Here is a 13075-nt window from a genome sequence, read left to right on the forward strand (position 1 = left end):
TCTCCTCAGATCACGCCGTCGCGGCGGAAGCGGTCGATCTCGGCGCCGTCATAACCCGCCTCGGCAAGGATGTCGCCCGATTCCGCCCCCTTGTCGCCGATGCGGTGCTTCAGCCGCGCCTCGGCGGCGGACATGCGGATGGGCTGGCCGACCAGCGTCAGCGGCTTGCCACCATCCTCGACGGCTTGCGCCAGGCCCAGATGTGCGACCTGCGGGTCGGCGAAGGCCTGGTCGATGCCGTTGATCGGGCCGCAGGGAACCCCGGCCTCGTTCAGGATGTCGATCCATTCGGCGCTGGTCTTCGTCTTCAGGATCGCGGCGATGCGGTCGTTGAGCGCCGCGCGGTTGCGGTAGCGCTGGCCGCCGTCGACATAATCCGGGTCGTCGATCAGCTCCGGCGTGCCGATGGCGTGGCAGAAGCGTTCATAGAGCCGCTGGCCCGCCGGTGCGGCGTTGATGTGTCCGTCCGCCGTCGCCCAGGCGTTGGTCGGCACGCCGGTCGGATGCTCGTTGCCGACCTGGCCCGCGACGTCGCCGTCGACCAGCCAGCGCGCAGCCTGGAAATCCAGCATGAAGACCTGCGCCTGCAACAGACTGGTCTGGACCCACTGGCCCTTGCCCGTGCGCTGGCGCTGGATCAGCGCCATCATCGCGCCCTGGGCCGCCAGCAGCCCGGCGGTGAGGTCGGCGACTGGAATGCCGACGCGCATCGGCCCGCGGCCTGGCTCGCCGGTGATCGACATCAGCCCGCCCATGCCCTGCGCGATCTGGTCGACGCCGGGGCGCTTCTCGTAGGGGCCGTCCTGACCGAAGCCGGAGATCGAGACGTAGATCAGGCCCTCGTTCACCGTCGAGAGGTCCTCGAAGGCGATGTTGAGGCGGCGTTTCACGTCGGGACGGAAGTTCTCCACCACGATGTCGGCGGTCTCGGCCAGCTTCAGCAGGACCGCGTGGCCTTCCGGCGACTTCAGGTTCAGCGTCATCGAACGCTTGTTGCGGTGCAGGTTCTGGAAGTCGGGTCCCTTGCGCGGCCCGCCCAGCCCGCCATCGCCGCCGGCGGCGTCCGGCACCTCGATCTTGATCACGTCCGCACCCCAGTCGGCGAACTGCCGGACGCAGGTCGGCCCGGCGCGCACGCGCGTCAGATCCAGCACCCGTATTCCGGCGAGTGGCATGTCGGTCATGGCGGTGTCCTCCCTGCGCCGGAGTTTAGGCGGTGAGGGTGAGGACGCAAGGAAGGGCCTGCGGGACGCCGATGTCATGCCCGCTTCATGCGGGCATCCGGTCAGTCATGATTTTGCGGCACAGCCGCACCGGACCCCCGCACAAGGCGGGGGTGACAGTCTGGGCGTGGAGCCACGGCTGCGCTACCTTTCCTCCGACTGCCACCGATTCCGGACAACCGCCCATGCCGCTCACCACCGCCGGCCCGACCTCGCGCACCTATTTCTCCCAGCGGCTCCGGCTGCACTATGTCGACTGGGGCAATCCGGAAAAGCCGCCGCTGTTGCTGGTGCACGGGGGCAGGGACCATTGCCGCAACTGGGACTGGGTGGCCGAGCGCTTCCGCGACGACTGGCACGTCATCGCGCCAGACCTGCGCGGGCACGGCGACAGCCAGTGGTCGGCCGACGGCAACTACAACATGATGGGCTACGTCTACGATCTCGCGCAGCTGATCCATCAGCAGGACCTGGCGCCGGTCACCATCGTGGCGCACTCGCTGGGTGGCAACATCTCGCTCCGCTACACCGGCATCTACCCCGAAAACGTCCGCCGCCTGGTCGCCATCGAGGGCCTGGGTCCGAGCCCGAAGGTCATGGCCGAACGCGCCGGCGAGACCATGGACGCCCGGATGAAGACCTGGATCGACCAGACGCGCAGTTCCTCGGGCCGGACGCCGCGCAAGTACCCCTCGATCGAGGAGGCCTTCAGCCGGATGCAGGAGGAGAACAAGCACCTCTCGCCCGAGCAGGCCCGGCACCTGACAGAGCAGGGCGTGATCCAGAACGAGGACGGCACCTATTCCTGGAAGTTCGACAACTATGTCCGTAACTGGCCGCCCTACGACATGCCGGAGGAAGGGCTGCACGAGCTCTGGAACCGGATCGCGTGCCCGACACTGCTGGTCTACGGCGCCGACAGCTGGGCCTCCAACCCGGTGAAGGACGGCCGCATCGAGCATTTCAACACCGCCGAGGTCGTCACCTACGACCGCGCCGGTCACTGGGTCCACCACGACCGCCTGGACGACTTCTGCGAGAAGGTGGCGGGGTTCATCGCGACGTAGGGGCAGCCCTGCCGGGCCTGCGTTTGACAGGGACCGGCCGCCGTCTCACCCTTTCAGCTTCAAGGGGAGGAGACGGTATCATGGACGCACCGATGGAAATCTGGTCGCGGCGGCTGGGCGATGCAGTCCGGACGGCGCTGGACGCGGGCGAGACCGATGAGGCGCGGCGGCTGGCGCTGGAAGGCGACGGCCTGACCCGCAATCTCGCCAAGGAATTTTCGCTGATGGCCCGGGGCCTTGCGATCACCATCCGGGTCGAGCTGGAGACCATGGTTGCGACCGCGGCCCGCTTCGAGGGGCAGCCCGGCGCGCAACGGGCCGTCGATGAGGCGGCTGAGACCATCCACCGCTTCCGGGCCTTCCTCGCCGACCGGTTCGATCTCGAACTGGCACCGAAGGCCGTACTCGCGGACGAAGCGAAGCTTGCGGCCGACACGCTGGATGCCGCCGTCGCCGCCTTCGAGAAGGCGCAGGCCGCGATCACCGATCAGGCCGTGGCGGCCATCGACGGCGGAGATGCGGCCAGAGCCAGGGCGCTGCTCGTCGCCAAGGACGAGGAAAGCTATCTGCCCTTCCATGACGCGATGATCCGCCTGATGGCGGACGGCATGGGCTGGGCGCTGCGCTGCTTCGGCGATGACGAACTGACCCGCTTCCAGATGGCGATGGCCGAGGGACAACGGCACGGTTTCGAGGCCTGGGACAAGCTCTCGGCGCGCGACTTCGCCCGGGTCAGCGCCTTCCTGCTGCGCCAGCACATGGGCGAGGCCACGGTCACCGAGGATGACGAGAAGTTCACCATCGACCAGGCGGTCTGTGGCAGCGGCGGCCGGCTCCGGATCAACGGCGCCTACGACGGGCCGGAAGCGCTGCCCTTCGTCGAGAACGCCGGCCCGCTGACCTTCGGCAAGGACCGCCTGCCGGTCTATTGTAGCCACTGCCCGATCTGGAACGGCTCGGCCTCGATCCGCTGGTTCGGTTATCCGCAATGGGTCTACTCGGACGCTTCCCGGGAAGACGGCGGCTGTGTGCTGCACATCTACAAGTCCCGCGACGCGACACCGTCGGACTTCAGGAAGGCCGTAACGCTGCCGGACGCGGTGTAGGGAAGAAACGCCGCCGGACCCGTAGTCCGGCGGCCACTTCACGAACGATACGCTACCTTGCCTTGACCGGTTACGCCGCGCGCAGGCGGGCGAGGAAGTTCCCCATTTCGGTGTTGAGGTTCGCCGCCTGGGTGGCCAGATCGCCCGCCGAGTCGAGGACGTGACGGGCGGCCTCGGAGGACTCGCTCGCCGCCTGGGTTACGCCGCTGATGTTGTGGGTCACGTCCTGCGCGCCGCTGGCGGCCTGCTGGACGTTCTCGGCGATGCTGCGGGTGGCCGCCGACTGCTCCTCGACAGCCGATGCGATGATGGTGGCGATGCCGTTCAGTTCCTTGACGGCGCCGGTCACCTTCTGGATCGCCGAGACCGACGTGCCGGTGGCGTTCTGGATGGCCTTGATCTGCTCGGCGATGTCGGTGGTGGCCGCCGCCGTCTGGTTGGCCAGTTCCTTGACCTCGGTGGCGACCACGGCGAAGCCCTTGCCGGCTTCCCCGGCACGGGCGGCCTCGATGGTCGCATTCAGGGCCAGCAGGTTGGTCTGTTCGGCGATCTCTCGGATCAGGGCGACGACATCGCCGATCCGCGTCGCCGCATCCGAAAGCTGGGCGACCGTATTGCCGGTCTCGTCGGCCTCCCGCTCGGCGTCCCGGGCGCGGGTCGAGGATTCGCCGGCCTGCCGGCCGATCTCGTCGATCGAGGCCGACATCTGCTCGGCCACGGCCGCGACCGACTGGACGTTCACCGAGGCCTGCTGGGAGGCGCTGGCCACGGCGGTTGAGCGGTGACTGGTCTCCGCGATGGTCGAGCTCATGCCCTCGGCGGTCGCGCGAAGTTCCTCTGCGGCGCCGGACACCGTCTGCACGATGTGGCCGACGGCGATCTCGAACTCGGCGGCCAGTTCCTGCATCGCGGCCTTGCGCTGCTCCTCGGCGCGGGCCTCGGCTGCATCCTGCTCCTTCTCCAGCCGGATCTTCTCGATGGCGTTCTGCTTGAACACCTCGAGCGCGCGCGCCATGTGGCCGATCTCGTCCTTGCGGGCCTTGCCGGAGATGTGCGTTTCGGTGTCGCCGTCGGCCAGCGCCGACATCGACTTGTTGACCCGGCGAAGTCCGCCGGTCAGGGACCGGACGACCAGCGCACAGATCAGCGAGACGAAGACCAGCATGACGGCGATGGCGACGAGCAGCACCAGGAAGCTGTTCTCGGCTGCTTCCTCGTCGGCATGCGCCGCCCGGACCAGGTATTCCGCCTGTCCGATCTCGACTTCATGCAGGGCATTGATCAGTTGCGTCGCGGTCTGGAACCAGTCGATCGGTCCGATCGCCTGAACCGGTTCGCCCAGCTTCGTGCCGGCAACCAGCTCCCTCAGGCTGTCCATTGTCCGGGTGACCTGATGCGCCTGGACATCGCGCAGCCGCCGGGCGTTGGTGTCGTCGGCGAAGGAAAGGTACTTGGCGAACGAGGCGTTCTGACGCCCTCGCAATTCCATCAGCGTCTGGAGGCGGGCGAGGGTCATCGCGCCGCTGGCGATCGTGTTGGCGCCGATGGCGCGCTCGAGGCCCGCGGCCTCCTTTCCAGCCGTCAGGGCGGTGAACGCAACCAGACGCTCGGCGGAACGGGCGCCCGTTGCCAGGCTGCGGAAGCTGTCCTCGGCGTCCATCAGCTGGCCGATGATCGGCGTGTAGATCGACTTGATCTCGTCGGCCGTGACGGACCCGGCGTCAACGCGGCTGCGGATGTCGTCCAGCCGCGCCAGAGCCGCCAGACCCTTCCGGATCGGCGTGCCGAAAGCCTCGAATGCCAGCACATCCCCGTGGTCGGCGAGCGTCGCCTTCAGCGACAGGATCGCCTGATCGACATCCTTCCGGGTTTCCGTCAGCAAGGGCCTGAACGGGTCGCCGCGGTCGCCGATGAGGCCGATCGAGCTCCCGCGTTCGATCTGCAGACCATGGACCACGCCGATCACATCCGGCGCCATGTCGACGGTCCGCGCGAGGCGGTGGGCGGCGTCCGCGCGGGACCGGTATTCCATCAGTTCGAACAGCGCCAGCCCGAGCGCGGCGAAGAGCGGGAGCAGGGTAATCAGGCCGATCTTTGCGGAGATCGGGAGATTGTTGACGAGTCTGATCATGAATGAATTCCGTTGCGGTCGGCATGGCCCGGGACGGGCGGTTGCTTGGCGATCCGCAACGTCAACCTTGGCTGTAAACAAGGTGTAAATAACTGATCACGAATTGAAAAACGTGATGAGGTGTGAAGTACTTGACCAATAAATAGGCAAGACAGGGGCGGCGAAAGTTGGTCCTGGAAAAAATTTCCTGCGCATGGTGAACCGCACCCGTACCGGGTAACGTAAGGGCTCTTTCGATCAGGTGGGAAGGTGCCAGATGACGGCCCGCACACTTCGCCTCGGCCTCATCGCCGACATCCATCACGGCCCGGATACCGGCACCAAGATCGGCTCGGCCGCGGTGCCGCTGATGAAGGACGTGCTGCCGGAACTGAAGGCGCTGAACGCCGATGCCGTGATCGAGCTGGGCGACCGCATCAACGATGTCGACCATGATACAGACATCCTGCTTCAGCGGGAGGTGGGCGACGCCTTCGGCCTCGCGAAGCTGGAGGCAGCGCATCTGCTGGGCAATCACGACAACCATGTGATCAGCCGCGAGGAGGCTGAGGAGGCCTTCCAGAAGAGCTTCGCCAGCTACAGCTTCGACCGGGACGGCTTCCACATCGTGATCTGGAACGCCCACACCCATCTGGCCTCGTCCGAGGGCTTCCGCTTCGCCGAGGGCGATCTGGACTGGCTCCGCGACGATCTGGCGGCGACGGAACTGCCGACCGTGATCTGCACCCATGCGCCGCTCGACAACGGCTCGCTGGTGGGCAACTTCTATTTCGAGAACCATCGCCAGTTCGGCTGCTACGAGGCCGAGGGCGCGCTGGCGCGGGAGGTGATCGAGCGCTCGGGCAAGGTGGCGCTCTGCCTGGCGGGGCACACGCACTGGAACGCGCTGAACGTCGTCGACGGCATTCCCTATGTGACCGTGCATTCCCTGACCGAGAGCTTCACCACCGGCGGCAAGCCGACCGGCGCCTGGGGCGTCGCAGAGATCGGCGAGACCGTCGACATCCAGGTCTTCGGCCGCGACCCTGCGCGCTTCGTGCTGCCGCGGCGCGAGACCGGCAGCCACTGGACCCACCGCACAAAGGACTATGCGCCGAAGCCGCCCGCGCTCTCCGCCGAGGCCCGCGCGGCTCGCGACAGGCTGTTGAAGAAATGATGCGGTTCAGGTCGCCGCCAGGAAGGCCGCGACGATCCCGTTGAACGCGTCCGGCATCTCGAAATAGGTCGAATGGCCGGCGCCAGCGACGTGGCGGTATTCCGCGCCGATGGCCGCGGCGACCGATTTCAGCATCGCGTCGGGAAACAGCGGATCCAGATCGCTCGCCAGCACCCAGAAGGGCACACCGCTCGCCGTCACCTGCTCGGGCGAGACACAGACCGCCGGATCGGCGATGTCGGGAATGTTGCCCGCGTTGAAGGCCGACAGCTGCTTGTAGAGCAGCCCGCCGGCCGGCCAGCGCGTGATGAATTCCTGGCTGATGGCGAGCCCGCCGAGGCCGCCCGCATTCTGGATGCGCTGACGCAGGACATGCAGGTTTGCCCTGGTCTCCTGTGTCTCGATCGCACCGGGGGTGTTGGCCAGCAACACGCCGCCGATCCGGGACGGATATTTCACTGCGGCGCGTGCGCCGGTCCAGCCGCCCATCGACTGGCAGACCAGATGCGCCTTCTCGAGGCCGGCATCGTCCATGACGGCGATCAGATCGTCCTCGAACTCGGTCGCGACCTGTTCGCCGGGCGGGCAGGGGGAGCGGGCGAAACCGCGGTGGTCGAAGACGACAATCCGGTATCGATCCGCGAAAGCCGGCACCTGCTGCCACCAGCTTGCGGCGTTGCCGCCGGCGCCATGGGCGAAGACCAGCCCGGGACCGTCTTCGCGACCATGCACTTCGTAATAGAGATCGGTCTCTCCGCGGCTCACGATCGGCATGGTGTCTCTCCCCATTGGCCGGTCGGCCCGGCACCGGCTCCAGCCTAGCCACGGGAACCGGCGGCCGCATCCGGCAATGTCGGATCGTGCCGTCGGCAATCCGGCCGTGCTAACTTGCTGTTCTCGATTCCGATGAAGGAGTGTGCCGTGCGTCAGATGTTGCTGGGCCTGATATTCGTTCTTGTCGCCGCCGGTGCGTCCGCCGACGATATCCGTCCCAAGAACCTCGATGCGGACGGGGTGGTGATGAAGGGCTATGACGTCGTCGTCTACCGCGATGGCGGCACCCCCATGCCGGGGCGTTCGGACATCACCGCCGAGCATGACGGGGCCGTCTACCGCTTCGTCTCGGAAGCGAACCGTGCGGCCTTCGTGGCCGATCCGGCGGCCTATGCGCCGTCCTATGGCGGCTATTGCGCCTTCGGTGTGCTGATGGGGGAGAAGGTCGATATCGATCCGACCCATTACCGCTTCGTAGACGGGCGGCTGCTGGTCTTCTTCAGCGGCGGAACCAAGTCCCAGTGGGTGAAGAAGCCTGCGGAAAACCTGGCGCTCAGCGATCAGGTCTGGGAGCGGATCCGCGACGTGCCGCAGTCACGCCTGCCGCTCAAGGAGTGAGGCCGCGCCGTCCTCGGCATCGGCGGCCGGCAGGGTGAAGCTGACGCAGGTCCCGCCTTCCCGCACGCTCTCGATCTGCATCTCGCCGCCGAGCAACTCGGTGAAGACGTTGGCCAGCGGCAGGCCGAGTCCCGTGCCGGCATAGCGGCGGTCGAGGCCGTTGTCGGCCTGCTCGAAGGGCTGCAGCAGGCGGGGGATATCGGCCTCGGCGATGCCGATTCCCGTGTCCCGGACCTCGCAGCGGACGAAGCCGTTGTCGGTCCGCATCGCCGAGAGTGTCACATGGCCGCCCCGCGGCGTGAACTTGATCGCGTTCGAGAGCAGGTTCAGCACGATCTGGCGCACCATCTGGGGATCCGCGATCACGGGTGGCAGATCGTCGGGGATCTCGCCGGAAAGCCTCAGCCGCGCGGCCTCGGCCTGCACCCGCAGAAGCCGCATCGGCTCCTCCAGCGCACGTCCGACATCCAGTTCGCGCAGCGATGGCTCCATCTTGCCCGCTTCCGCTTTCGACAGGTCGAGCAACCCATTGATCAGGACCATCAGGTGATCGGCGCTGACGCCGATATCGGCGGCGTATTCGAGATAGCGTGAATCGCCGAGCGGACCGTGGGGCTGTGTCTTCAGCACTTCGGCGAAGCCGGATATGGCGTTCAGCGGCGTGCGGAGTTCGTGGCTGAGATTGGCGAGAAACTGGCTCTTGGCCCGGCTTGCGCTTTCGGCCGCCTCCAGCGCCACCTGCAACTCGGTCGTGCGCTCCCGGACGCGGGCTTCCAGGGTATCGTGGGCGGCGCGAAGGGCTTCGCCCTGCTTCTGCTGCTGGTCCTGCAGGCGGTTGAAGGCATCTGTCAGGACGCCCAGTTCGTCGCGCCGGCCCGGCCTGGGGGGCGGTCCGGGGTTGCCGCTCTGCAAGGCCCGGATATGCACCAGCAGACGCCGGAGAGGGCCGCCGATGACGCTCTCATGCGCCACAAGGCTGCTGATCAGCGTGGCCACCAGCATGGCGGCGAGAAGAAGCGCGGTCAGTTCGGCCAGCCGCGTCGTCGTTTGCTGCAGTCTGGTGTCGTCCAGCATGACATGCAGCGTTCCGATCCGCTGCATGCCGTCGGCGGTGGCCATGCGGAGCGGCTTCGTGCGGATCAGGTCTGGCCGGGACACGCCCTGGAACGTGCCGATGCGGGCGACGACGCGACCGCCGGCGTCGCTGACCGAAATGCCGATCAGATCCGGATCGTCGGTCGAGGCCGCAAGGATCAGCGCCACCTGCTCCGTATCGCCGTCCAGCAGCGGATCGGCGACGAGAATGCCGTAGTTCACCACCATCCGGTCGAGCTTGGCTGTCAGTTCACGCAGGGTCTGCCGGTGCTCGATGACGTAGAAGGCGCCGAGGATCAGGAACACCAGCAGGAAGGCGATCGGCAGATTGACCAGCAGGAAGCGGAGCCGGACAGAATGCCGGAACCGCACCGGCGCCGGCCCTTCCGGTCCGGTGCCGTCCTGCATCTTCCAGTCCGGGCGGTTCGCGCTCACTTGCCTGTCGGCTCCCTCCTCAAGGTCGGCCGCATCATGCCGGGTCGCGGCGGGTTTCGCACCCGTTTGTCCACAGGCGATGAAATTGACAGGTCGCCTTGAGCCGGGGAGGATGAAGCGGGCGTTTCGATCCAATGGGGGGATTGGTGATGAAACGGATATTTTTACTGCTTTGCGGCCTGCTCGCGGCGGCCTGTGAATCCGATCTTCGGCCTCTGGTGACGGCGCTGCAGCCGCCGGCAATCACCGCTGATCCGATACCGCGGGATCTGAGGTTCGGCGGCGGGCGCACGCTGACCGCCGCGCTCACTCCGCCCGGTGCGGCCCAGCAGATCGTCGATGTGGAACTGAGGGTCGCCCGCGACCGCGACGCCTCGCGCTTCGATGCAACGACGGCGCGGGCGTTCCCGGTGGCGTCGGTTCCGGCCTCCGGCGGGCAGGTTTCCGTCACCTTGCCGGCCAGCTATCGCCTGTCACGGGCGCAACTGCTCAGCGCACAATGGAACGTCAACTACCGGCTCAACGAGGGCACGGAGATCGCCACCGTGACCTCTCAGGTGGTCAGTAACCGGCTGGATTGCCGGGCGCAGGACGTCAACAATACGCTGACCGCGATCAACGCCATCGTCAGGGCGTCGCCGACGATACCGGCGACGCTCAATTCGCTCGGCGAGGTCGCCGGCCTGATCGATCTCGGCTTCGTTCCGTCGCACCAGTTCGTCAGTTTCCGCGGCATGGGCGTCGCTTTCGCCCATGCGAGCGCGATCCTGCCGCCGAACCTGATGGATCTGGTCGAGAGCCTGGGAGTTGAGAACACACCGCTGACGCCGAGCCTGCTGTTCTACGCGCCGAACCCGGCCTCGAACCTGGCGCAGGTCACCGAGCCGTTTTTCGCCGACATCCCCATGACCCTGATCGGGATCGCCTTTGCGCGTCCATACACGCCCGCGGGTCCTCCGGCCTTCGGCTGCCTGCCGCGGGAGGCCTGGTTCGTCCACAATGCCGGGTGGCACATGCCCGATGGCAGCTTCATCAATCAGGTGTTGCCGGAAGTGACGCCCGGAGATGCGGCGCCGGCGCGCGAGCCGCGTCTGCCGATCATCGATATCAGGCGTTTCGGGGTCTGGCATCCCAGGCTCTGGGACATCCATATCTGGCTCACGACGCCTGGCGCCGTGCCGCTGGTCAGCGCGTGCAATCTGGCGCCGACGACAACGCCGCCCGCCGACTTCTTCGCCGGGCCGAGCCTCGGGACCTGTGCAGCGACGGTGGTTCAGCGGCCGGCCTTCGGGGCGGGGTTTCCGGCCGGGGCCTTCTTCCGCAGACCGCTTGCGCCCTAGCCCAGGATCTCGCGGAAGCGTTCGCGGTACCGCGGCAGGACCTCGGGGTTGACGGGCCGGGCGGGCTCCTTGCCGCCCAGCAGGTCGATCAGTTGCGTCGCGGCGTATTCCGCCATCCGCTCGCGGCTGTCCTTCGTGACGCCGGCCGTATGCGGGCTGCAGATCACGTTGTCGAAGCCGAGCAGGGGATGGTCTGCCGCGGGCGGTTCCTCGTCCCAGACGTCCAGGCCCGCGCCGGCCAGATGCCCGGACGCCAGGGCCTCGGTGAGCGCGGGCTCCTCGTGGATCGAACCGCGCGCCGTGGCGATGAAGATCGCGCCCGGTTTCATGGCGCCGAAGGCCTTCGCCGCGAACATGCCGCGGGTCTCGCCGGTCAGCGGGGTATGGACGCTGACCACATCGGAGCGCGCCAGCAGTTCGTCGAGCGGCGTGGAGACCGCGTCGCGGGCCGCGAAATCCTCCGCGGTGATGTAGGGGTCATGGGCCAGCACCTCGCAGCCGAAACCGTGGCGGCAGAGCCAGGCCAGCCGGCGGCCGATATGGCCCAGCCCGACGATGCCGACGGTCTTGCCGAGCAGGTCGCGGCCGCGAAGATCTGTCCGCGCCCCGTTCCAGCCGCGCCGGAGGGCGCGGTCCGCCTCGGGCACGCGCTTCAGCAATGTCAGGATCATGCCGAGCGCGTGTTCGGCAACCGCTTCGGCATTGCCGCCAGCCTGGTTGACCACCAGCACGCCGGCCTCGGTGCAGGCCTCGATGTCGAACGGATCGACGCCGGAGCCGCCGGAAGAGACGATGAGCAATTCGGGCGTCTGCGAGAGGAAGTCGCGATGGATACGGAACGGCTCCGGCACCTCGTCACGCGCCGGCACGCACTGATAGGCATGGGCGCGCGACAGGACGCCGAAGTTCGTTGCGACCGGGTCGTTCCGGTCGATGCGGATGACATCGATCGAACCGTGAGGCTTGAGAATGTCGAGGGCGTTGGGTGCCGGGAAGGCGTCCAGATAGACGAGACGGGGCATGGGCAGGCAATCGTCGTTAACGGAATGCGAAAGATAGGCCGTCATCATGGGCCGATGCGACCAATTCTTCTGCTTGCCCTGATGCTGTCATGTCCCGCCGCCGCCCAGACCATCGTGGTGGACGACGGGCGGTGCCGTCTGGTTTCTGCGCATGTCGCGGCGCCGGATGTGGCCTACAAACCGGGCGTCGATGTCAACGGGAAGGCAGTGGTCCCCGCGGACCTGAACGGTGGCAACGCGGTCCGGACACCGCGTTTCGTGCCCATTCCCCTGAACATCCCCATTGCCGAGTTCCTTGCGGTTCGCCCGCCTTTCCTGGATCAGGTCGAGGTGGATGCCGGGCTCGTCCTAGTGGATGTCGAGACCGGCTATCTCACCTATGACGGCCAGCGTCTGGACCAGCCGCAGTTCCTGCTCTGCGAGGAGGACGGGAACGGCGGTATCGTGGTCCTCAATCTGCCGCCTCCGCCACCTCCGCGTCCGAACGACTGACGGTCGCGCTCAGCTTCTTGGCGATCTCGGCTGTGTGCCGGCCCTGGAAGCGGGCGCCTTCGAGTTCGACCTCGGAGGGCTGACGGGAGCCGTCGCCGCCGGCGATTGTCGTCGCGCCGTAGGGCGAACCGCCCTTGATCTCGTCGATGCCCATCTGGCCCTGGAAGGCGTAGGGCAGACCGACGACGACCATGCCCTGATGCAGCAGCGTGGTGTGGAAGCTCAGCAGGGTGCTTTCCTGCCCGCCATGCTGGGTCGCCGAGGAGGTGAAAGCGCCGCCGACCTTGCCGACCAGCTTGCCCTGGGCCCAGAGGCCGCCGGTCTGGTCGAGGAAGTTGCGCATCTGCGCCGACATCATGCCGAAGCGGGTCGGCGTGCCGAAGATGATGGCGTCGTAGTCGGCCAGTTCCGACGGATCCGCGACGGGGGCTTCCTGGTCCAGCTTGATGCCGGCGTCCTTCGCGCGCTCCTCGGGCACAAGCTCCGGCACGCGCTTGACCGTCACCTCGACGCCGCCGGCCGACGCGGCGCCTTCGGCGACGGCATTGGCCATGGTTTCGATGTGGCCGTAGGAGGAGTAGTAGAGCACGAGCACCTTCGTCATCGGATTGATTCC

At 67.2% G+C, this 13075-nt stretch carries 12 protein-coding genes; 6 read left to right on the plus strand and 6 right to left on the minus strand.

From position 1 onward, the window contains the following. Positions 1–5 precede the first annotated feature (5 nt). Complete coding sequence (locus ACMVY4_RS14630) at positions 6–1184, minus strand: CaiB/BaiF CoA transferase family protein (RefSeq protein ID WP_416896753.1); 1179 nt, start codon at positions 1182–1184, stop codon at positions 6–8. A 224-nt stretch (positions 1185–1408) separates the two neighbouring features. On the opposite strand from ACMVY4_RS14630, the gene ACMVY4_RS14635 reads away from it, so the two are divergent. Together ACMVY4_RS14635 and ACMVY4_RS14640 are read left to right on the plus strand one after the other, a co-directional pair. After that, a complete protein-coding gene (locus ACMVY4_RS14635) occupies positions 1409–2290 on the plus strand; it encodes an alpha/beta fold hydrolase (RefSeq protein WP_416896754.1) in 882 nt (293 codons plus the stop codon). 80 nt (positions 2291–2370) lie between these two features. After that, positions 2371–3396 carry a hypothetical protein gene (locus ACMVY4_RS14640; protein WP_416896755.1) on the plus strand — a complete coding sequence of 342 codons (1026 nt, stop codon included), beginning with the start codon at positions 2371–2373 and terminating at the stop codon, positions 3394–3396. Between the two features lie 70 nt (positions 3397–3466). Here the strand turns inward: ACMVY4_RS14640 and ACMVY4_RS14645 are convergent, their stop codons facing one another. Continuing rightward, positions 3467–5527 carry a methyl-accepting chemotaxis protein gene (locus ACMVY4_RS14645; protein ID WP_416896756.1) on the minus strand — a complete coding sequence of 687 codons (2061 nt, stop codon included), beginning with the start codon at positions 5525–5527 and terminating at the stop codon, positions 3467–3469. Positions 5528–5783: 256 nt separating this feature from the next. On the opposite strand from ACMVY4_RS14645, the gene ACMVY4_RS14650 reads away from it, so the two are divergent. Further along, entirely contained in the window at positions 5784–6683 is a 900-nt protein-coding gene (locus ACMVY4_RS14650; protein ID WP_416896757.1) for a metallophosphoesterase family protein, read from the plus strand. 6 nt (positions 6684–6689) lie between these two features. On the opposite strand, the gene ACMVY4_RS14655 is transcribed toward ACMVY4_RS14650, so the two are convergent. Beyond that, positions 6690–7457 (minus strand): alpha/beta fold hydrolase, encoded by a 768-nt coding sequence (locus ACMVY4_RS14655; RefSeq protein ID WP_416896758.1) that lies wholly within the window; start codon positions 7455–7457, stop codon positions 6690–6692. 156 nt (positions 7458–7613) lie between these two features. Here ACMVY4_RS14655 and ACMVY4_RS14660 point away from each other — a divergent pair, with 156 nt between their 5' ends. Next, the gene (locus ACMVY4_RS14660; protein ID WP_416900320.1) at positions 7614–8075 is read left to right on the plus strand and encodes a YHS domain-containing (seleno)protein; all 462 of its coding nucleotides are present in this window, start codon (positions 7614–7616) and stop codon (positions 8073–8075) included. Here ACMVY4_RS14660 and ACMVY4_RS14665 read toward each other — a convergent pair. Further along, positions 8052–9605 (minus strand): sensor histidine kinase, encoded by a 1554-nt coding sequence (locus ACMVY4_RS14665; protein ID WP_416896759.1) that lies wholly within the window; start codon positions 9603–9605, stop codon positions 8052–8054. The genes ACMVY4_RS14660 and ACMVY4_RS14665 overlap by 24 nt on opposite strands. A gap of 146 nt (positions 9606–9751) precedes the next feature. Between ACMVY4_RS14665 and ACMVY4_RS14670 the strand changes: the two genes are divergently transcribed. Next, positions 9752–10945: a hypothetical protein gene (locus tag ACMVY4_RS14670; protein ID WP_416896760.1), complete on the plus strand. Its 1194-nt coding sequence runs from the start codon at positions 9752–9754 to the stop codon at positions 10943–10945. Here the strand turns inward: ACMVY4_RS14670 and ACMVY4_RS14675 are convergent. Further along, positions 10942–11967, minus strand: a complete 1026-nt coding sequence (locus ACMVY4_RS14675; RefSeq protein WP_416896761.1) for a hydroxyacid dehydrogenase — start codon at positions 11965–11967, stop codon at positions 10942–10944. The genes ACMVY4_RS14670 and ACMVY4_RS14675 overlap by 4 nt on opposite strands. Before the next feature lie 54 nt (positions 11968–12021). Here ACMVY4_RS14675 and ACMVY4_RS14680 point away from each other — a divergent pair, with 54 nt between their 5' ends. After that, positions 12022–12459, plus strand: coding sequence for a hypothetical protein (locus ACMVY4_RS14680; RefSeq protein ID WP_416896762.1), 438 nt, complete (start codon positions 12022–12024; stop codon positions 12457–12459). Here ACMVY4_RS14680 and wrbA read toward each other — a convergent pair. Next, complete coding sequence (gene wrbA / locus ACMVY4_RS14685; protein WP_416896763.1) at positions 12419–13063, minus strand: NAD(P)H:quinone oxidoreductase; 645 nt, start codon at positions 13061–13063, stop codon at positions 12419–12421. The genes ACMVY4_RS14680 and wrbA overlap by 41 nt on opposite strands. Positions 13064–13075 lie beyond the last annotated feature (12 nt).

Origin of the sequence: Minwuia sp. (assembly GCF_048007105.1) — a bacterium.
In the GTDB taxonomy this organism is placed as follows: domain Bacteria; phylum Pseudomonadota; class Alphaproteobacteria; order Minwuiales; family Minwuiaceae; genus Minwuia.